At 71.1% G+C, this 19,432-nt stretch carries 16 protein-coding genes; 13 read left to right on the forward strand and 3 right to left on the reverse strand.

Going from position 1 to position 19,432, the window contains the following annotated elements; all coding sequences use genetic code 11:
• Positions 1-179 precede the first annotated feature (179 nt).
• Positions 180-2,588 (forward strand): lamin tail domain-containing protein, encoded by a 2,409-nt coding sequence (locus HQQ79_RS05485; RefSeq protein ID WP_173032827.1) that lies wholly within the window; start codon positions 180-182, stop codon positions 2,586-2,588.
• A 160-nt stretch (positions 2,589-2,748) separates the two neighbouring features.
• Here HQQ79_RS05485 and HQQ79_RS05490 read toward each other — a convergent pair whose 3' ends face one another.
• Positions 2,749-3,261 carry a hypothetical protein gene (locus tag HQQ79_RS05490; protein WP_173032829.1) on the reverse strand — a complete coding sequence of 171 codons (513 nt, stop codon included), beginning with the start codon at positions 3,259-3,261 and terminating at the stop codon, positions 2,749-2,751.
• 343 nt (positions 3,262-3,604) lie between these two features.
• On the opposite strand from HQQ79_RS05490, the gene HQQ79_RS05495 reads away from it, so the two are divergent.
• From HQQ79_RS05495 to HQQ79_RS05525, 7 genes are all read left to right on the forward strand, one after another.
• The gene (locus HQQ79_RS05495) at positions 3,605-4,963 is read left to right on the forward strand and encodes an extracellular solute-binding protein (RefSeq protein ID WP_027466665.1); all 1,359 of its coding nucleotides are present in this window, start codon (positions 3,605-3,607) and stop codon (positions 4,961-4,963) included.
• Between the two features lie 173 nt (positions 4,964-5,136).
• A complete protein-coding gene (locus HQQ79_RS05500; RefSeq protein WP_232536669.1) occupies positions 5,137-6,021 on the forward strand; it encodes a carbohydrate ABC transporter permease in 885 nt (294 codons plus the stop codon).
• Between the two features lie 62 nt (positions 6,022-6,083).
• Positions 6,084-6,920, forward strand: a complete 837-nt coding sequence (locus HQQ79_RS05505; protein ID WP_035809430.1) for a carbohydrate ABC transporter permease — start codon at positions 6,084-6,086, stop codon at positions 6,918-6,920.
• A 105-nt stretch (positions 6,921-7,025) separates the two neighbouring features.
• Positions 7,026-10,058 carry a glycoside hydrolase family 38 C-terminal domain-containing protein gene (locus HQQ79_RS05510; RefSeq protein ID WP_173032831.1) on the forward strand — a complete coding sequence of 1,011 codons (3,033 nt, stop codon included), beginning with the start codon at positions 7,026-7,028 and terminating at the stop codon, positions 10,056-10,058.
• A 328-nt stretch (positions 10,059-10,386) separates the two neighbouring features.
• A complete protein-coding gene (locus tag HQQ79_RS05515; protein WP_173032833.1) occupies positions 10,387-11,346 on the forward strand; it encodes a hypothetical protein in 960 nt (319 codons plus the stop codon).
• Between the two features lie 95 nt (positions 11,347-11,441).
• Positions 11,442-12,182, forward strand: coding sequence for a histidine phosphatase family protein (locus HQQ79_RS05520; RefSeq protein ID WP_173032835.1), 741 nt, complete (start codon positions 11,442-11,444; stop codon positions 12,180-12,182).
• Positions 12,172-13,035, forward strand: a complete 864-nt coding sequence (locus HQQ79_RS05525; protein WP_071245375.1) for an NAD(P)H-hydrate dehydratase — start codon at positions 12,172-12,174, stop codon at positions 13,033-13,035. The genes HQQ79_RS05520 and HQQ79_RS05525 overlap by 11 nt, the downstream gene beginning before the upstream one ends.
• A 149-nt stretch (positions 13,036-13,184) precedes the next feature.
• Here HQQ79_RS05525 and HQQ79_RS05530 read toward each other — a convergent pair whose 3' ends face one another.
• Positions 13,185-13,622: a YdeI/OmpD-associated family protein gene (locus tag HQQ79_RS05530; RefSeq protein ID WP_111056613.1), complete on the reverse strand. Its 438-nt coding sequence runs from the start codon at positions 13,620-13,622 to the stop codon at positions 13,185-13,187.
• 184 nt (positions 13,623-13,806) lie between these two features.
• Between HQQ79_RS05530 and HQQ79_RS05535 the strand changes: the two genes are divergently transcribed.
• Genes HQQ79_RS05535 through HQQ79_RS05550 form a run of 4 tightly spaced genes read left to right on the forward strand, consistent with a single transcriptional unit; the run spans position 13,807 to position 17,895 of the window.
• The gene (locus tag HQQ79_RS05535; protein ID WP_071245371.1) at positions 13,807-14,952 is read left to right on the forward strand and encodes an ABC transporter substrate-binding protein; all 1,146 of its coding nucleotides are present in this window, start codon (positions 13,807-13,809) and stop codon (positions 14,950-14,952) included.
• 5 nt (positions 14,953-14,957) lie between these two features.
• Positions 14,958-15,911: an ABC transporter permease subunit gene (locus HQQ79_RS05540; RefSeq protein ID WP_027466657.1), complete on the forward strand. Its 954-nt coding sequence runs from the start codon at positions 14,958-14,960 to the stop codon at positions 15,909-15,911.
• Positions 15,908-16,828, forward strand: coding sequence for an ABC transporter permease (locus tag HQQ79_RS05545; RefSeq protein WP_173032837.1), 921 nt, complete (start codon positions 15,908-15,910; stop codon positions 16,826-16,828). The genes HQQ79_RS05540 and HQQ79_RS05545 overlap by 4 nt, the downstream gene beginning before the upstream one ends.
• A complete protein-coding gene (locus tag HQQ79_RS05550) occupies positions 16,825-17,895 on the forward strand; it encodes an ABC transporter ATP-binding protein (protein WP_071245369.1) in 1,071 nt (356 codons plus the stop codon). The genes HQQ79_RS05545 and HQQ79_RS05550 overlap by 4 nt, the downstream gene beginning before the upstream one ends.
• A gap of 133 nt (positions 17,896-18,028) precedes the next feature.
• Here HQQ79_RS05550 and HQQ79_RS05555 read toward each other — a convergent pair whose 3' ends face one another.
• On the reverse strand, positions 18,029-18,508 hold the full coding sequence (locus HQQ79_RS05555; RefSeq protein ID WP_027466654.1) for an NUDIX domain-containing protein: 480 nt from the start codon (positions 18,506-18,508) through the stop codon (positions 18,029-18,031).
• A 60-nt stretch (positions 18,509-18,568) separates the two neighbouring features.
• Between HQQ79_RS05555 and nagB the strand changes: the two genes are divergently transcribed.
• Positions 18,569-19,354, forward strand: a complete 786-nt coding sequence (nagB, locus tag HQQ79_RS05560; RefSeq protein WP_173032839.1) for a glucosamine-6-phosphate deaminase — start codon at positions 18,569-18,571, stop codon at positions 19,352-19,354.
• Positions 19,355-19,432 lie beyond the last annotated feature (78 nt).

Consider the following 19,432-nt stretch of genomic DNA (forward strand, 5'->3'; position numbering starts at 1 on the left):
AGGGCGGACGGGAGGCGCGGTGCGGACCCGACCCGCGCCTCCCGTCCGCACGCGCGCGTCCAGGGCACCGGTCGCGACCCGGGACACCGCCCGTTCACCCGGCGGCCACCGGCCGGTCGCGTGGATGCTGAACAGTCGTGCAGGTCTCCGCCCGCTCTCTCCCCCGAGAAGGACCCTGCATGCGTGCTCCTGCCCTGCGCCCACCCACGATGCGGATCGGCGCAGTCGTCGCGACCGCCCTGGTCGTCGCGGCCGGTGTCGTCACCGCCAGCCCGGCCCTCGCCGCCGTCGGTGACGACGACCCGGCCGTCGGCGCCGTCGCGGCGAACGGCCTCGTCGTCAACGAGGTCGAGTCGAACGCCGACGACACCGACTGGGTCGAGCTCGAGAACACCTCGGGTGCAGCGATCGACCTGACCGGGTACGCGTTCCTCGACTCCGACAGCTCGCACGACGCCTACGTCCTGCCCGCCGGCTCGACGATCGCCGCCGGCGGGTACTTCGTCGTCGACCAGCTGTCCGCGACCGCCCCCGGCTTCGACTTCGGGCTCGGTGGCGCCGACACCGTGCGTCTCTACGACCCCGCCGGCGACCTGGTGCTCCGGTACGCCTGGACGACCCACGCGGGTGTCACCTACGGTCGCTGCGCCGACGGTGTCGGTCCGCTCGTGGACACCACGTCCTCGACCAAGGGTGCCGCGAACGACTGCTCCTCGCCCGTGCGGATCAACGAGGTCGAGTCGCAGGACGGCACCCCCGGCGACTGGGTGGAGCTGACCAACACCGGCAGCACCACCGTCGACCTGGGCGGCTACGTGCTGCGCGACAGCGCGGACGACCACACGTACACGATCCCCGCGGGCACGACCGTCGCGGCCGGGGGCTTCACCGTCCTCGACGAGGCGGCGTTCGGCTTCGGACTCGGCAAGGCGGACTCCGTGCGGCTCTTCGACGCCCGCGGTGCGGTCGTCGACTCGACCTCGTGGACGGCGCACGCGAGCACGACGTACGGCCGCAACCCCGACGGCACCGGGGACTTCGCCGAGACGGCAGTCCCCACGAAGGGCGCGGCGAACCGGTTCGCCGGTGTCGTCACCGCCGAGGCCTGGCCCGGCGGCCCGGACGAGACCGTGCTCGACGACGAGGACACCTTCACCGGTGACCTGAGCGGCCTCGACTGGACGACCTCGGGGACCTCGCGGGACGGGCAGCTCTGGGCCGTGCAGAACGGCGACGGCCTGCTCTACCACCTGACCTCGGACGGCGCGGGTGGCTGGGCACCGTCGAACGCCGCGGGCACCGACCTGCGCTACGCCGACGGCACGGGCACACCGGACGCCGAGGGCGTGACGGTCACGAGTGACGACCCCGGCGCCGTCTACGTGTCGACCGAGCGGAACAACGACGTGTCGAGCACGAGCCGCCCGTCGGTCCTGCGCTACGCCACGACCGACGGCTCCCAGGGCACCCTGCGGGCCACCGACGAGTGGAACCTCGCCGCGGACTTCCCCGGGCTCGGCGCGAACGCCGGCCTCGAGGGCGTCACCTGGATCCCGGACACCTGGCTCACCGAGCACGGCTTCACCGACGAGCGCACCGGCACCGCCTACGCACCCTCGAGCTACGCCGGACACGGCGAGGGCCTGTTCTTCGTCGGGGTCGAGGGCACCGCGAGCGTGTACGCCTACGCCCTGATGGACGACGGGTCGTCGGCGCGGATCGCCACGATCGCGACCTCGCTCGCCGTCGTCGCCGACGTGCAGTTCGACCCGACGCTCGACGCGCTCTGGGTGGTCTGCGACGAGGTGTGCTCGGGTCGGACCGCGCTGTACGAGGTGACCGACGGGGCCTTCGCCGCATCGACGCTGTACGAGGCGCCGTCGGCCGCCGACCGCACGCTCGCCAACGAGGGCTTCGCGATCTCGGGCGTCTGCACCGACGGGGAGCGCGCGACCTTCTACGCCGACGACAACGACACGGACGGGTTCTCGCTCCGCACGGGGACGTACCCGTGCGAGGGCGGCGACACGGACCCGGGCACGACGCCGACGCCGACGCCGACTCCGACCCCGGGCGACGATGGCACGACGCCGACGCCGGCTCCGACCCCGGGTGGGACGCCCACCGCGGGTCCGACACCGGGTCCCTCGGCCGCCCCGGTTGGTCCGGTGGCGCCGTCGGAGTCGCTGTTGACGGAGGCGAGTCGTGGTGGGGTGTCGGCTCCGGCGACCGCTCGTGCGGGGGAGACGATCACGGTGACGGTCGGCACGGCGTCGGCGGGTGACACGGTCAACGTGTGGTTGTTCTCGGAGCCGACGTTGATCGGGACCGCGGTGGTGGCTGCTGATGGGATGGTTCGGGTGACGATCCCGGCGGACACGGTGGCTGGTGTGCACCGGTTGGCGGTGACGGCGGCGGACGGGTCGTTGATCGGGTGGACGCCCATCACGATCACCACGGACGGGCAGCTCGCGTTCACGGGTGCTTCCGGGCTCGGTGCCGGAGCGTTCGTGGCGTTCCTGCTGCTCGCGGCGGGTGCGGGTGTGCTGGTCGTGCGTCGCCGACGTCGGGCTCTGGCTGCGGAGTAGTCCCCACGCGCCACGGGGGCGGATGGTGTGCAGGAATGGTCGGGTCCGCAGTGGGGACCCGACCGTTTCTGCTCACCGTGCGCGGTGGGCGCGACCGCGTGACGGACGGGAGGCGCGGTGCGGGGCCGCCCCGCGCCTCCAGGCCGGTGGGTGCGTGCGTTCAGTGCGCCGCCCCGTGCATGGTCTGGGTGTCGTCCTGACCGGGGATGGCGTCCTTCGTGGTCCAGCCGTACCAGCGGCCGTCGATCTCGGTGACCGCGCGACCGTCGCCGCAAGTGACCAGGCCCTTGGTCGGGAGCTCCTCGGGCAGGAAGTCGGCGGTCATCGCCGTGCCGCCGTACGACTCGTCGAGCGGGGTGCAGTCGTCCACGTCGACGCCGTCCTTCGAGGCGAACCCGATGACGTACCCGGGCTGGGAGACGTGGAGGCGGACGTCGATGTCCTTCGCGTCCTCCGGCACCCACTTCGGCATGAAGAACGCCAGGTCCTCGGACTCCCCGGAGCGCGGGGCGTCGGAGTACGCGTCGAAGTGCTTCTGCGGGGTCTTGTTCGGCAAGATGTCCTGGATCGCGCTGCAGCCGGCGGTCAGCAGCAGGGCGGACACCGCGGCGGTGGAGGCGAGGGCGATCCGGAGGGTGCGGCGGGCGGTGGTGGGGCGCGTGTCGGTGCTCATGGATCCAGTCTCGCGACGGACGCGGCGCTGAAACATCACGTGCGCACCCGGAAGCGGTCGGGGGTTAGCCCCACCTGGGCACCGCAGCACGCCGTGCCACCCGACGGGGAGCGCGACGCCGATCTCCTGACGCACGTTCCTTCCCAGAACGCACGCGATGGGAAGTGAAATCGGGCGTACCTGGTCGCAACTCCCGACCGGGTACGCCCGATTTCACCCGGTACGCCCGATTCCACCGGCGGCCTCCCCCAGAAACTCCTTGACACGGTTAAGTCAATACGGTGGACTAATCCTGCGCGCGGGCGATGGTGCCCGCGGACATCACCCGTGCAAAGGAGCACCGATGAAACGCACCCGCATCATCGCCGGACTCGCAGCTGTGGCCGTGGCCGCAGTCGGTCTGGCTGGCTGCTCGAGCTCGGGGTCCGCCTCGAGCGACACGATCAAGATCGCGTACCAGAAGTTCGGCGCCTTCCAGCAGCTCGACGCCCAGATGAAGGTCGTCAAGAAGCAGTACGAGAAGGACAACCCCGGCAAGAAGGTCACCCTCGTGCCCATCCAGGCGCAGGGCAACGACTACTACACGAAGCTCGCGCTCATGAACAAGGCGCCGGCCACCGCCCCGGACGTCATGTACGAGGACACGTTCCTCGTCAAGGCCGATGCCGAGGCGGGCTACCTGCTGCCACTCGACAAGTACACGGACAAGTGGGACGAGTGGGACCAGTTCTTCGACAACGCCAAGCAGGCCGGGCAGGGTGACGACGGCAAGATCTACGGCGTCCCGATGGGCACCGACACCCGAGCCCTCTGGTACAACAAGGACATCTTCAAGAAGGCCGGGCTCGAGGTCCCGTGGAAGCCGAAGACATGGGACGACGTGCTCGCGGCGGCGAAGACCATCAAGGACAAGCAGCCCGACGTCATCCCGTTCAACATCTACTCGGGCAAGGCGCAGGGCGAGGCCTCGACCATGCAGGGCTTCGAGATGCTCCTGTACGGCGCCGACGGCTCCGGCAACACCCTGTACAAGGACAAGAAGTGGGTCACCGGCTCGAAGCAGTTCGAGGACTCGCTCAAGTTCGTGAAGGACGTCTACCAGGGCGGCCTCGGCCCGACACCGCAGCAGGCGCTCGACACGAACGTCGGCACGACGATCGCCCAGACGTGGCTGCCGAAGGGCAAGCTCGCGATCGACCTGGACGGTTCGTGGCAGTCCGGCACGTGGCTGAAGTCCGGCACCGCGCCGTGGCCCGAGTGGAACGACGTGATGGGCCAGGCGCCCATGCCGACCCAGAACGGGCAGGCTCCCGGCTACAACTCGATGTCCGGCGGCTGGACCCTGGCGGTCGGCGCGAAGTCGAAGAACCCGCAGGCGGCGTTCGACTTCATCACGAGCTTCCTCGACAAGGACGGTTCGCTGAAGTACGACACCGAGAACAGTCAGATCGCCGTCCGCAAGGACGTCGCGGACGACCCGGCCTACACGGCGGCGAACCCGACGTTCAAGTTCTTCTCGGGGCTGGTGGAGAACACCAACTTCCGCCCGGCGACGAGTGACTACTCGCAGGTCTCCAACGCGATCCAGGTCGCGATGGAAGCGGTCATGACGGGTCAGCAGTCGCCGAAGGACGCGGCTGCCGCCTACGACAAGGCCGTCACGCAGGTGGTCGGCAAGGAGAACACCGTCTCCGCTGGTTGACGGACGTCACCCACTGACGGACTGGAGGCGCGGGGCGGTCCCGCACCGCGCCTCCCGTCCGCTCTTCCCCACCTTCGGAACCCCTCCGCACCCGGAAGGCACCCATCGTGTCCAGCACCCCCCTCGCGCCGACGCTGTCGGCGCCCGGTGCGCCGAAGCGCACCGATCCACCCGTGCCGCGCAAGCGGCGACCACTGCGGAACGTCGGACGAGCGGTTCCGCTCGTCCCCGCCCTGGTCCTCCTCGTCATCTTCCTGCTCGGCCCCGTCATCTCGTCGTTCTACGGGTCGTTCACCAACTCGGCGCTGACCGGCGCCAGTGCGGCCGACCAGCAGTTCGTCGGGTTCCAGAACTACGTCGAGCTGTTCCAGGACCCGGACTTCCCGAAGTCCGTCATCCTGACCGTCGTCTTCCTGCTGGCCTCGGCCGTGGTGGGACAGAACGTGCTCGGCCTCGGACTGGCCCTGCTGATGCGCTCGGCGAACAAGGCCGTCCGGGCGATCGTCGGCACCTTCGTGGTCGCCGCGTGGGTCCTGCCGGAGATCGTGGCGTCCTTCGCGGCGTACGCGTTCTTCAACGACGAGGGGACGCTCAACACGTTCCTCGCGTCGATCGGGATCACCGGCGCGAACTGGCTCTACACGTACCCGATGCTCGCCGTGATCCTGGCGAACATCTGGCGCGGCACCGCGTTCTCGATGCTCGTCTACTCGGCCGCCGTGCAGGAGGTCCCCGAGGAGATCACCGAGTCCGCCGAGGTCGACGGAGCCACCGGCTGGCAGCGGCTCGTCTACATCACGCTCCCGGTGATCCGCCGGAGCATCTCGACGAACCTCATGCTCACGACGCTGCAGACCCTGTCGGTCTTCACGCTGATCTTCGTGATGACCGGCGGCGGTCCGGGCACGAACTCGTCGACCCTGCCGATCCTGGCGTACCAGGAGGCGTTCAAGTTCTCGCAGCTCGGCTTCGGGACCGCGATCGCGACCATCCTGCTCGTGGTGGGGGCGGTCTTCTCGATCATCTACATCCGGGCCCTCAAGCCGGAGGTGGACTGATGGCCATGACAGCCCCGTCCCTCGACCAGACCACGACCCGCTCGGTGACCGCACCGGGGTCGATGCACATGACGTCACCGCGCGGCCGCACGATGCGGTGGGTGTCGAACACGGTGTTGCTCGTCATCGCGGTGTGCTTCGCGGTGCCGCTGCTCTGGCTCGTGCTCGCGTCGTTCGACACCCAGGCGTCGCTGTCGGTGAAGCTGCCCTCGCAGTTCACCCTCGACAACTTCGCGAAGGTGCTCACCCCCGAGCTGTCGTTCATCCCGCTCGCGAACAGCCTGCTGCTCTCCGGCGGCACGGCGGTCGTCACCGTGGTGTTCGCCCTGCTCGCCGCGTACCCGCTGTCCCGGTACAAGATGCGGGTCAACAAGCCGTTCCTGTACAGCATCCTGTTCGGCACCGGTCTGCCGATCACCGCGATGATGGTGCCCGTCTACGCGCTGTTCGTGTCGCTCAACCTGATCGACAACGTGTGGGGCTGCATCTTCTTCCTCGCCGCCACGTCGCTGCCGATGGCGATCTGGATGGCGAAGAACTTCATGGACTCGGTGCCGATCTCGCTGGAAGAGGCGGCGTGGACCGACGGCGCCTCGATGCTCACCACCCTGACCCGCATCGTGATCCCGCTCATGCGTCCGGGCATCGCGGTCGTCTTCATCTTCGTGTTCATCCAGGCGTGGGGGAACTTCTTCGTCCCGTTCGTCCTGCTGCTCTCGCCCGAGAAGGTGCCCGCCGCGGTGAGCATCTTCAACTTCTTCGGGCAGAACGGGGCGGTGGCGTACGGCCAGCTCGCCGCCTTCTCGATCGTCTACTCCGTGCCCGTCATCGCCCTCTACGTGATCGTGTCCCGAGGCCTCGGCGGCGGCAACGCCCTCGCCGGCGGCATCAAGGGCTGACGCCGGCCCCCACCCCCGCAAGACACCGGTGTTCGCGCGTCGAACACCCGCGAACCGCGGTTCGATCCGCGAACACCGGTGTTCCGCGAACCAGAAAGGAAGCACATGCACCAGGACGAACCGCTCGTCGAGGCCCGGATCGCCCGCCTCGTGCGCGACCGCGTCGACCCCGCCGTCCTCCGTCGCTCGGCGCCGGTGACGATCGAGGCGTGGGAGGTGCCGGGCGAACCGGTGCCGTTCGACGCCGCCGTGGGCGAGACGTACACACCGTTCACGGTGGGGTCGCACTGGGGCGGACGCCCGTGGGGCACGACGTGGTTCCGGGTGACCGGGACCGTGCCGGCGGACTTCGGCACCGCGCCGGGGACCACCGCCGAGCTCCTCGTCGACCTCGGGTTCACCAAGCGGCAGCCCGGGTTCCAGGCCGAGGGACTCGCGTTCCGCGCCGACGGCTCCACGATCAAGGCGATCGAGCCGCGGAACGACACCGTGCCGCTCGAGGTCGGCCCGGGGGAGTCCTTCGAGCTCTGGATCGAGGCCGGTGCGAACCCGGACATCGGCGGCGACTCGTTCCAGGGTGCGACGCCGCTCGGCTCGCGCTCCACCGCCGGCGACGACCCGATCTACCGCCTGAAGGCCCTCGAGGTCGTCGAGCGCGACGACACCGTGTGGGAACTGCAGCAGGACCTCTGGGTGCTGCGCGGGCTGATGGCCGAGCTCCCCACCGACGGCACCCGCGGCGCCGACATCCTGCGGGCACTCGAACGCGCCGCCGACGCCCTGGACCCGGACGACGTCGCCGGCACCGCCGCGGACGCCCGTCAGGTCCTGGCGCCCGTGCTCGCCGTCCCCGCCAGCCCCGCCGCCCACCGCGCGATCGCCGTCGGGCACGCCCACATCGACTCCGCCTGGCTGTGGCCCGTGCGCGAGACGAAGCGCAAGTGCGCGCGGACGTTCTCGAACGTGCTCGACCTGATGGACCGCGACCCCGACTTCACCTTCGCCTGCTCGTCCGCGCAGCAGTACGCGTGGATCCGTGACGAGTACCCGTCCATCTGGACCCGCATCAAGCAGCGCGTCGCCGAGGGCCGGTGGATCCCGGTCGGCGGCATGTGGGTCGAGTCGGACACCAACCTGCCCGGCGGCGAGGCCCTGGCCCGCCAGTTCGTCGCCGGCAAGCGCTTCTTCCTCGAGGAGTTCGGCATCGACACCCCCGAGGCCTGGCTCCCCGACTCGTTCGGCTACTCGGGCGCCCTGCCGCAGATCGTCCGCGCCGCCGGATCGAAGTGGTTCGTCACCCAGAAGCCGTCGTGGAACGAGACGAACGTCATCCCGCACACCTCGTTCCACTGGGAGGGCATCGACGGCTCGCGCGTCCTGACGCACCTGCCCCCGGCCGACACCTACAACTCCGACGTCTCGCCCGCCGACCTGCGCCGCGGCGAACGGAACAACAAGGAACGCGGCACCGCGAACACCTCGATGCTCCTGTACGGCTTCGGCGACGGCGGCGGCGGTCCCACCCGCGAGATGGTCGGCGCCGCACACCGCCAGCACGACCTCGACGGGTCGCCCCACGTCACACTCGGCACGCCGGCGCAGGTGTTCGAGCAGCTCGAAGCCGAGCTGCCGACGCCGGGGGTCTGGTCGGGGGAGATGTACCTCGAGTTCCACCGCGGCACCTACACGTCGCAGATCCGCACGAAGCAGGGCAACCGCCGCTCCGAGCACCTGCTCCGCGAAGCCGAGCTGTGGGCAGCGACGGCGGCGGTCCGGCTCGGCAGCGAGTACCCGTACGCCGAGCTCGAGGACGCCTGGCACACCGTCCTGCTGCAGCAGTTCCACGACATCCTGCCCGGGTCCTCGATCGCGTGGGTGTACGAGAACGCCGAGGAGCAGTACGCCCGGGTCGCCGAGGTGCTCGAGGGGCTGATCGGCAGCGTGACGACGGCGCTCGCGGGCAGCGCGACGACGGCGCTCGCCGGCGCCGACGACGCCGCGTCGGTCGTGCGCTTCAACGCCTCGCCGGTCGCGGCAGGGGACGTGACCGCCCTGGCAGGTTCGGTCGCCCACGCACCGCGACCCGTGCCTCCCGTCCGGAGCGGCGACCGCTTCGTCTTCGACACCGGCATCGTGACGGCGACCATCGACGCCACCGGCCACGTCGTCTCGTTCGTCGACCACGCCACCGGACGCGACGCGATCGCGCACGGCGCCGCGGCGGCGGAGTACACGGTGTTCCGTGACACCCCGAACCAGTGGGAGGCGTGGGACATCGACCGCGCGTACCAGCGCAACGGCACGGTGCTGTCGGCGTCGTCCGTCTCGGTCGACGGCTCCTCGCTCGTGGTGGAACGGTCCTTCGGATCGTCGACGCTCACCACGCGCTACTCCGCCGTGCAGGGCGAACCGGAGCTGACCGTCGAGACCGAGGTCGACTGGCACGAGCACCAGAAGCTGCTGAAGCTCGCGTTCCCCATCGACGTGCTCGCGTCGTCGGCCTCGAGCGAGATCCAGTTCGGGCACATCGACCGGCCGACGCACCAGAACACCTCGTGGGACCACGCCCGGTTCGAGACCTCGGCACACCGCTGGGTGCACGTCGCGGAGCCCGGGTTCGGCGTCGCCGTGGCGAACGACTCGACCTACGGCCACGACATCACGCGCGAGACCCGGCCGGACGGCGGGATCACCACGCTCGTGCGGGAGTCGCTGCTGCGCGGGCCGACGTTCCCGGACCCGAACGCCGACCAGGGGCACCACGTGTTCCGGACGGTGCTGCGGATCGGGGCCTCGGTGCTCGACGCCGCCGACTCCGGGTACCGGCTGAACCTGCCGGTGCGGAGCGTTCCCGGGTCGGCCGAGGTCGCGCCGCTCGTCACGGTGTCGTCGCCGCAGGTGTTCGTCGAGGCCGTCAAGCTCGCCGAGGACCGCTCCGGAGACGTCGTCGTGCGACTGTACGAGGGACTCGGGGGCCGGGCGTCGGACGTCGAGGTCTCCTTCGGGTTCGACGTCGAGTCGGTGTCGCAGGTCGACCTGCTCGAGCGGCCGCTGGAGCGCTCGTGGTCGGGCGGGGAGCCGGTCGTGCTGACCGTGCGGCCGTTCGAGATCGTGACGCTGCGCGTGCGTCGGGCCTGAGGCAGCGGGCCCGGCGTTCGGTCGGGGAGAGACCGCGGCGCCGGACGGGACACGGGTGCGTTCCGTTCGGCGTCGTGTTGCGTGTGGGTGCGGGCGCGTGCGGGCGGGCGGGGTGGGTGGGGCGGGTGGCCTGGTCGAATCGGGCGTAGCTGGTCGAATCGGGCGTACCTGGTCGGAACTTCCGGCCAGGTACGCCCGGTTCCGCTTGGCATCGCGGCCGTTCTGGGAAGGAACGTCTCCCCTCCACAACCACCCAGGCCTGGAGGCCCGTCCACAGTTCCCGACATCGGCCCTAGGAGCGGGTGGCTGAGCGGGCATCGTCACGTGCATGAACGAGTCGCTGCCCATCCTCCGAGCCTCCGCCATGCACGAGGCCGGCCTCGATGCCACCACCCTGCGCCGCCGAACCCGGACCCAGGGTGTCGGCCGCCTGGTCCGGGTCGGACCGAACGCCTTCGTCGACGGCGCCGCGTGGGACGCCGCCGGGCCTCGTCAGCGGTACGTCACCCGGGTCTTCGCGCGGCTCGGACGGCTCGGCACGCGGGCGACGGCCTCGCACTTGTCCGCGGCGGCCCTGCACGGCCTCCCGGCGCTCGCCGGGTGGGACGTCCCGGTGCACGCGACGGTGCCGGAGTCGATGTACCGGGGCAGGAGCGCCGAGCTGGTCCTGCACACGAGACCCGTCGGCCGGGCCGAACGGATCACGGTCGGTGCGATCGCCGTCACCTCCGTGCCCCGGACCGTCGTCGACATCGCGATGTCCGGAGACCTGCGGGCCGGCGTCGTCATCGCGGACGCCGCGCTGCGACGTGGGTTCGACGACGCCGACCTCCGACGAGCGGTTCCTCCGAAGGCCCGCGCCCGAGCCCTGGCGCAGCAGGTGCTCGACCTGGCCGACGGTCGGTCCGGGTCGCCGGCCGAGTCGCTCGCTCGGGTCGTGTTCCGGGAGCTCGGACTGCCCGCGCCGGTGCTGCAGCAGGAGTTCGTCGTGGACGGCCGTCGGTCCGCGGTCGACTTCTGGTTCCCGGACCACGGGGTCATCGTCGAGATCGACGGACGGGCCAAGTACTCGCAGGAGCGCTACCTCGGCGGCCGGAGCCCGACCGAGGTGTTCCTCGACGAGAAGCGGCGGCACGGTCGGTTGCTCACCGTGCCGGGTGTTCGGACGATCATCCGGCTCGAGTGGCGAGACCTCTTCGACCTCGAAGCGCTGGCACTGCGACTCCGGGCGGCGGGGCTCCCGTGCGCGGTCCGCCCGGTCCGGAGCGCTCGACGCCGCGCGGGGTGACCGTTCGACGCCGCGCGGGTGACCCTCCGGCACCGCACGGGGTGACCGTTCGGCGCCGGTGAACCGGCACAGCGCACTCTGGCTAGCGTGGCGGCATGGCAGTGCAGGAGATCTGGCTCGTCCGTCACGGCGAATCGGTCGCGAACATCGCGGCGGCTCGGGCCGAAGCAGCGGGCGACGACGTCATCGACGTCGAGTTCCGGGACGCCGACGTCCCGCTCAGCCCGCTCGGCACCGATCAGTCCCGGGCCCTCGGGCAGGAGCTCGCCGACCGCGGGATCGACGACGTCCCCGTCGCGCTGTGGGTGTCGCCGTACCTCCGCGCACAACAGACCATCGCGATCGCGCTCGAGGCAGCCGGCCTCGCCGAACCCGAGAAGCGGGTGGACGAGCGGCTGCGCGACCGCGAACTCGGCGTCCTCGACCTGCTGACCCTGCAGGGCGTCCGCAACCGGTACCCGGACGAGGAACGCCGCCGGCAGTGGCTCGGCAAGTACTACCACCGGCCGGCGGGCGGGGAGTCGTGGGCCGATGTGATGCTCCGGCTCCGGTCGCTCCTCGGCGACGTCGAGCGGGTCGACGGCGCCGAGCGCCTGGTGATCGCCGCGCACGACGCCGTGGTGATGCTCGCCGTCGCGGTGTGCCTCGACCTCGACGAGCCGGCGCTCATGGAGTTCGCCCGGACCCACGCCGTTGCCAACGCCTCCCTCACCCGACTCCGTCGCGACGACGCCGGATCGCCGTGGGTGCTCGAGGAGTTCTCCTCCGTCGGACACCTGGACGACGACGAGGTCACCCAGCACACCGGCCGGAAGGACGACGAACATGTCCACTGAACCCGTCACCCCGAACTTCCTGCGGGACTGGCCACTGCCCGAACCCGGCGCCGGCAAGTACGGCCGCGGGCAGGTGCTCATCGTCGGCGGCGCCGCTCGGACCCCGGGCGCAGCGATGCTCTCCGCGCTCGCCGCACTCCGGGTGGGCGCCGGTCGTCTCACCCTGGCGGTCGGCCGGAGCGTGGCGAACGAGGTCGCGGTCGCGGTGCCCGAGTCCGGGGTCGAACCCCTCGACGAGGACCAGGACGGACACATCGCCGTCGGCGCGATCGAGGGCATCGCGGACAGCGCGTCGAGTGCCGACGCCGTGTTGGTCGGGCCGGGGCTCGACGAGCCGGATGGTTCGCGTGACCTCGTGGCCGGACTCGCCGACGTCGTCGGTCCGCACACCACCGTCGTGCTCGACGCCTTCGCCCTCGGGGTGGCCGCCGACGTGCGGGACCGCCTGGAGCCGCTGCGTGGACGGCTCGTGATGACGCCGAACTCCGGCGAGGCCGAACGCCTGCTCGGGCGGGAGTGCAGCGACGACGACGTGGCCGACGCCGTGGCGATCGCGAACCGCTTCGGTGCGGTCGTGGCCCTCGGCGATGCCATCGCCACACCGCAGGGTCGGGCGTGGCTCAAGGGCACCGGCTCCGGCGGTCTCGGCACGAGCGGCAGTGGGGACGTGCTGTCCGGTGCGGTCACGGGCCTGCTCGCCCGCGGCGCCGATCCGGCACAAGCCGTGGCGTGGGCGTCCTACGTGCACGCTGCCGCAGGCGACCGACTCGCGGTGCAGGTCGGGCCGCTCGGGTACCTGGCGAGCGAACTCGTGACCGAGATCCCGCGGGTCCTGGTCGAGCTCGGGGCCTGAGCCCGCCCGTTCTTTCCCAGAACGCCCGCGATACCTGGTGCTTCCGGGCATACCTGGCGAGAACTTCCGACCAGGTACGCCCGAAACGACCAGGTACGCCCGAAACGACCTGGCCGCCCAACCCCGCCGCCCGACCCCGCCCCGCAGCACTACCCCCGCAGGGACTCCACGGCCTTCTCGATCCGCCGGGCCCGGGTCTCCGGGGCCTTCGCCTGCGTGACCGGGTCGGCGAGTGCCCGCTGCCGCGAGTTCGACAGGGCGTCGAATGTCGCACGCACGCCGGCCTCCTGCAGCGCGGCGGCCAGGTCCTCCGGCAGGTCGACGGTCCGGGGCAGGGTGTCGACCTCGAGTGCGACCTCGACGGTGTCCCCTGCGGCGATCCCGGCGGCCTCACGGTGTGCGGCCGACAGCGGCACCAGGAACTGCTCGTCCATGACCCCGACGGTGGAGCGGTAGGTGTAGCCCCGGTTGATCGTGACGACCACCGCGGGGCGCTTGCCGGATCCGAGCGCCTCGATGACGGACTCCGGGACGGGGAGTCCGGTCGCCGTCTTCCGTGCTTGCAGGACCGTCGTCGTGAACCGCATCCGTGCCTCCAGGCCTGATGTGGGCGCGACCATGCGCCCAGATCGAGCAAAGCGTACAGCCGCACCCGCTGTTCCGCCGCCGTTCACCACCGGAGCACGGGCCGGAAACCGGCCGCGTCCACGATCGACCAGAACCCGGACCCCCGGTCACCTCAGCACCTTCCCCCACCCGAAAGGCCCACCCGTGCAGCACAAGCGCACCCTGGCCGGCATCGCCCTGGCCGCCGCAGCGATCGTCACCCTCGCCGGATGCTCGGCGACGAGCTCCGCGAGCGCCGGCTCCGACGGCGACGCCGACTGGAAGACCGCCACCAGCGCCCAGTCCGCCGGCGGCATGGACGCCCTCGTCAAGGCCGCCAAGGCCGAGGGCCAGCTGAACGTCATCGCGCTGCCGCCGTCGTGGGCCAACTACGGCAAGATCATCGACGGCTTCACCAAGAAGTACGGCATCAAGATCAACTCCGCGAACCCGAACGGCTCGAGCGCCGACGAGGTCGCCGCCGTGAAGTCGCAGAAGGGCCAGTCCACCGCGCCCGACGTGCTCGACCTCGGCAACGCGGTGCTGCAGGAGAACCTCGACCTGCTCACCGACTACAAGGTCGCGAACTGGGACGACATCCCCACCGACCTGAAGGAGAAGGACGGCGCGTGGACGCGTGACTACACCGGCCTGATGTCGATCGGGTACGACTCGTCGAAGATCTCCGACGCCCCGAAGGACCTGCAGGACCTGCTCGGCAGCGAGTACAAGGGCAAGGTCTCGATCGCGGGTGACCCGACGCAGGCCAACCAGGCAGCATCGGCCGTCTACCTGGCGGCGCTCGAGAACGGTGGCTCGGCCGACGACATCACGAAGGGCGTCGACTACTTCGGCGACCTGAAGAAGGCCGGCAACTTCCAGAACGTGCTGCCGACGCAGGCCACGGTCGCCTCGGGTGAGACCCCCGTGGTCATCCAGTGGTCGTACAACAACCTGGCGTGGGGACCGGCAGCGGGCGCGAGTGGCAACAAGGACTGGAAGACCGTCGTCCCGAAGGGACAGGCGCTCGGCTCGTACTACTCGCAGGCCATCACCAAGGACGCCCCGCACCCCGCGGCCGCCCGCCTGTGGCAGGAGTACATCGCCAGCCCGGAGGCCCAGAACCTGTACCTGCAGGCCGGTGCGTTCCCCGCCACCCTGTCGGCGATGGAGAAGTCCGGCAAGGTCGACCAGGACGCCCTCGACGCCGCCGGTGGCGCGCCGAAGGACTACGTCGAGCTGACCGACGCGCAGGTCGCCGACGCCGCGACGGTGCTCAAGGCCAAGTGGTCCTCGACGATGGGGTCCTGAGCAGCATGACCACCGCATCGGCAGACGCGCCCGCGACGAGCGCTCCGAGCACCGTGCGCCCGGCGTCCGCGCCCGCCGATGCCGTCCGTCGCGGCGCCGGACCCCGTGTCCGGCGCCGCGTCGGCCTCGCCTGGCTGGGGCTGACCCCCTTCGCCGCCTACGTCCTGCTGTTCCTCGCCGTCCCCGCCGTGATCGCGATCGGCAGCGGCTTCTTCGACGGCTCCGGAGCGTTCACGTTCGCGAACCTCGCGGCCTTCGCCGACCCGTCCGTGCTGCGGGCGTTCGGCGGGTCGTTCGGCCTGTCCGCCGCCTCCGCGGTCATCGGAGCCGTGCTCGGCGCGGTCGTCTGCTGGGCGCTCTCGGCACTGCGGCCGGACGGACTGGTCCGGTCGATGATCGACTCGGCGGCGAGCGTCCTCGCCCAGTTCGGCGGCGTCATGCTCGCGTTCGCGTTCATCGCCACGATCGGCGTGCAGGGACTCGTCACGACGTGGTTGGTCACGGTCTTCCACGTCGACCTCAACGCTGACGGCGCCTTCCTGTACACCGTGCCCGGGCTCGTCATCCCCTACGTCTACTTCCAGGTGCCGCTCATGGTCCTCACGTTCATGCCCGCACTCGAGGGCGTCAAGGCCCAGTGGGGCGAGGCCGCCGCGACCCTCGGCGCCTCGCGCCTGACGTACTGGCGCCGCATCGCGTTGCCGGTCCTGGCGCCGGCGTTCTGGGGGTCGCTCCTGCTGCTCTTCGCGAACGGCTTCTCGTCGTTCGCCACCGCCGCGGCCCTCATCTCGCAGGGCGGCATCGTGCCGCTCACGATCCGCACGCAGCTCACCAGCGAGACGCTCGTCGGCCTGCAGAACGTCGCCGGGGTGCTCGCGTTCGGCATGGTCGTCGTGATGGCGGTCGTGATGGGCGCCTACTCGCTGCTGCAGCGCCGAGCCGCCAGGTGGCAGCGATGAGCGCGGCGGCACCGGTCCGCCCGGTGCGTCCGGCGCAGCCGGTTCGGCTCGGAGGCCCGTCCCGCGTCCGCCGCTTCGGCACGGCCCCGTCCCGTGGTGCGGCAGTGACCGTGCTCACCGTGATCGGGCTGCTGTTCGCCGTCCCGCTGGTCGCCCTGCTGCAGTTCACGTTCCGGCAGGGCACCGACGGCGGCCTGACCTTCGCGCACTGGGCAGCGATCGGCGACCCGGCCAACGCGTTCACCTACCAGCCCGTGTTCGACGGGCTCGGGGCGTCGCTGCTCATCGCCGTGATCACCGTCGGGATCGTGCTGCTCGTGCTGCTGCCCGCCCAGATCATCACCGCGCTCCGCTACCCGAGGCTCCGACGCGTCCTGGAGTTCGTCTGCATCGTGCCGATCACCGTGCCGGTCGTGGTGCTCGTCGTCGGGTTCATCCCCGTGTACCAGGTCGTCTCGCAGGTCTTCGGCTCCGGTGCCTGGACGCTGGCGTTCGCGATCGGCATCGTCACACTGCCGTTCGCGTTCCGCCCGATCGCCGCCGCCATCACCGCGATGGACCTGATCGTCCTGTCCGAGGCCGCCCGCTCACTCGGTGCCTCGTGGTGGACCGTCACCTGGCGCGTGCTCCTGCCGAACCTGCGCCGGGGCATCACCGCCGCGTGCTTCCTCACGATCACCGTGGTCCTCGGCGAGTACACCCTCGCCGCGTTCCTCTCCCGCAGCACGTTCCAGACCGGGCTCGTGCTCGTGCAGGGGACCGACCCGTACGTCGCCGCGATCTTCTCGGTCGCCGCGCTCGTGTTCGGCTTCGTGCTGCTCGTCGTCATCGGCCGCATCGGGACCCGTCGCACGGGCCGGGTCCGCCGCACCCGCACCCGCACCACCCGTCGTCCCCGCACCCAGGAGTCCGCATGACCGTCACCGCTCCGGCAGCCCCGGCGTCCCTCGCCACCACCGGTGCCGTCGTCGAACTCCACGCCGTCGAGAAGCACTACGGCGCACACCGGGCGCTCGCGGGACTGTCGCTCCGTGTCGAGCCGGGGGAGTTCGTGTCGCTGCTCGGCCCGTCCGGTTGCGGCAAGACGACGGCGCTCCGGGCGCTCGCGGGCCTCGAGGCGATCGACGCCGGCTCCATCCGCATCGACGGCCAGGACGTCGCCGACACCCCGGTCAACAAACGCGACATCGGCATGGTGTTCCAGCAGTACTCGCTGTTCCCGCACATGACGGTCCGGCAGAACGTCGCCTTCGGCCTCGAGATGCGCCGGGTCCCCGCCGCCGAACGCAGGAGCCGCGTGGTCGAGGCCCTCGACATGGTCCACCTCGGCGAGTTCGCCGAGCGCTACCCGCACCAGCTCTCCGGCGGGCAGCAGCAGCGCGTCGCCCTGGCCCGTGCCCTGGTCACCCGCCCCCGGGTGCTCCTGCTCGACGAGCCGCTGTCGGCCCTGGACGCGAAGGTCCGGGTCTCGCTGCGCGACGAGATCCGACGGATCCAGAGCGACCTCGGCATCACCACGGTGTTCGTGACGCACGACCAGGAGGAAGCGCTCGCCGTCTCCGACCGGATCGCGGTGATGCAGGCGGGCGACATCGAGCAGATCGGCACGCCCGAGGAGCTCTACCGCACCCCGTCGTCGGCCTTCACGGCGGACTTCGTCGGTCAGTCGAACCGGCTGCAGGGCGACCTGCGCGGGGGCGACGTCTTCGTGTACGGGTTCCGGGTGCCGGCGCTCGACTCCTCGGCTCCGGACGGACCGGTGCTCGCCTACGTCCGGCCGGAGGACATCGCCTTCGCCCCCGAGGGCATCACCGGCACCGTCGTCACCTCGAGCTTCCTCGGGTCGATCCGCCGCACCACCGTCCGCCTGGACGACGACACCGTCGTGACCGTCCAGCACGAGGTCGGCGACCGCCGGGCCACCGGCGACCCCGTCGCCGTGCGCCTGCTCGGCGCACCCGTGGCGGTCGCGCCGCTCGCGTAGTCGCGACGAGGTTTCGCGCTGAGCGACAGTCCACGCGCGAGCAGATGCGCGGACTGTCGCTGCGCCCGAAACGTCGGGGGACGCGGACGGGAGGCCCGTGGCGGCCTGGCACCGCGCCTCCAGGCCGGTGGGGTCAGCGCTGGAAGCGCGCCTCGCGCTCGTCCGCCAGCCCGGCCTCGACGCGTGCCCGCATGTTCTCGGACATGTCGGGCAGGGCGTCGAGCCGAGCCCAGAACGCCTCGGTGTTCTCGCCGTCGGCGGGGTTCGGCGTCCCGGAGACGTACCGGCAGGCGAAGACCAGGTCGAGGTACTGCGACCGGTCGCCGTTCGGGTAGGTCATCTCGGGCAGCACCTGCACCCAGGCCAGGCGTTCGGCGACGGCGACGACGTCGGCTTCCTCGAGGACCTCGCGTTCGGCGGCGACGGCGGGTTCCTCGCCCGGGTCGACGATCCCGGTGACCGGCGTGTACGCGCCCGTGTCGGCCCGTCGCACCACGAGCAGTTCGCGCTCGGCGCCGGAGCCGCGCGTCACGATGGCGCTCACGCCCGACAGCCAGAGCGGCGCCGTGCCGATCTTCTCGCGCAGGGACAGGACGAAGTCGGGGGTCGGCATGCCTCCACGCTACCCACACGACCCCTGTCGCAGACTGGTCATGACCAGTAGGCTTGGTGTGTGGAGATCATCATCCTGCCCACGCCGGACGAGGTCGGTCGCGTCGCCGCGGCCAAGATCGCGTCCGTCGTCGCCAAGAAGCCGTCCGCCGTCATCGGTCTCGCCACCGGATCCAGCCCGCAGGGCATCTACACCGACCTGCAGCGCCGGGTGCAGGCGGGCGAGATCTCGTTCGCCGAGGCCCGTGGGTTCGCCCTCGACGAGTACGTCGGCATCCCGCTCGAGCACCCCGAGTCGTACGCGGCCGTGATCGCCCGCGACGTCGTGGCACCCCTCGGCTTCGACGCGTCGCGCGTGCGGGTGCCGGACGGCCGTGCCGCCGACCTCGAGTTCGCGGCCAAGGAGTACGACGCCGCGATCCGTGCGGCGGGCGGGATCGACGTGCAGATCCTCGGCATCGGGGCCAACGGCCACATCGGGTTCAACGAACCGACGTCGTCGTTCGCCTCGCGCACCCGCATCAAGACCCTCGCGCCGTCGACCCGAGACGCCAACGCGCGCTTCTTCGACTCGCCCGAGCAGGTCCCGACGCACTGCATGACGCAGGGTCTCGGCACCATCCTCGAAGCCCGCGAGCTCGTCCTCGTCGCCCAGGGCCCGTCGAAGGCGGCGGCCGTCGCCGCTGCGGTCGAGGGGCCGCTCAGCTCCTTCGTGCCCGGTTCGGCCCTGCAGCTGCACGAGCACGCGACCGTCGTCGTCGACGAGGAAGCCGCCGCCGGGCTGCAGCTCGCCGACTACTACCGCTACACGTACGCGAACAAGCCGGCCTGGCAGCGGTTCGAGTAGCGCGCCGCTGGCGTCTTGCTGCGGTAGACGCCGGCGGCTTGCTCAGACGCCGCCCGAGCGCCGACACGCCGCCGAATT

The organism is Curtobacterium sp. VKM Ac-2852 (assembly GCF_013205045.1).
In the GTDB taxonomy this organism is placed as follows: domain Bacteria; phylum Actinomycetota; class Actinomycetes; order Actinomycetales; family Microbacteriaceae; genus Curtobacterium; species Curtobacterium flaccumfaciens.

Bases quoted from the DNA above. Each gene is read 5' to 3' on its own strand.
- HQQ79_RS05485 (WP_173032827.1), top strand. From the start codon at position 180: ATGCGTGCTCCTGCCCTGCGCCCACCCACGATGCGGATCGGCGCAGTC.
- HQQ79_RS05490 (WP_173032829.1), bottom strand. From the start codon at position 3,261: ATGAGCACCGACACGCGCCCCACCACCGCCCGCCGCACCCTCCGGATC.
- HQQ79_RS05495 (WP_027466665.1), top strand. From the start codon at position 3,605: ATGAAACGCACCCGCATCATCGCCGGACTCGCAGCTGTGGCCGTGGCC.
- HQQ79_RS05505 (WP_035809430.1), top strand. From the start codon at position 6,084: ATGCACATGACGTCACCGCGCGGCCGCACGATGCGGTGGGTGTCGAAC.
- HQQ79_RS05510 (WP_173032831.1), top strand. From the start codon at position 7,026: ATGCACCAGGACGAACCGCTCGTCGAGGCCCGGATCGCCCGCCTCGTG.
- HQQ79_RS05515 (WP_173032833.1), top strand. From the start codon at position 10,387: ATGAACGAGTCGCTGCCCATCCTCCGAGCCTCCGCCATGCACGAGGCC.
- HQQ79_RS05520 (WP_173032835.1), top strand. From the start codon at position 11,442: ATGGCAGTGCAGGAGATCTGGCTCGTCCGTCACGGCGAATCGGTCGCG.
- HQQ79_RS05525 (WP_071245375.1), top strand. From the start codon at position 12,172: ATGTCCACTGAACCCGTCACCCCGAACTTCCTGCGGGACTGGCCACTG.
- HQQ79_RS05530 (WP_111056613.1), bottom strand. From the start codon at position 13,622: ATGCGGTTCACGACGACGGTCCTGCAAGCACGGAAGACGGCGACCGGA.
- HQQ79_RS05540 (WP_027466657.1), top strand. From the start codon at position 14,958: ATGACCACCGCATCGGCAGACGCGCCCGCGACGAGCGCTCCGAGCACC.
- HQQ79_RS05545 (WP_173032837.1), top strand. From the start codon at position 15,908: ATGAGCGCGGCGGCACCGGTCCGCCCGGTGCGTCCGGCGCAGCCGGTT.
- HQQ79_RS05550 (WP_071245369.1), top strand. From the start codon at position 16,825: ATGACCGTCACCGCTCCGGCAGCCCCGGCGTCCCTCGCCACCACCGGT.
- HQQ79_RS05555 (WP_027466654.1), bottom strand. From the start codon at position 18,508: ATGCCGACCCCCGACTTCGTCCTGTCCCTGCGCGAGAAGATCGGCACG.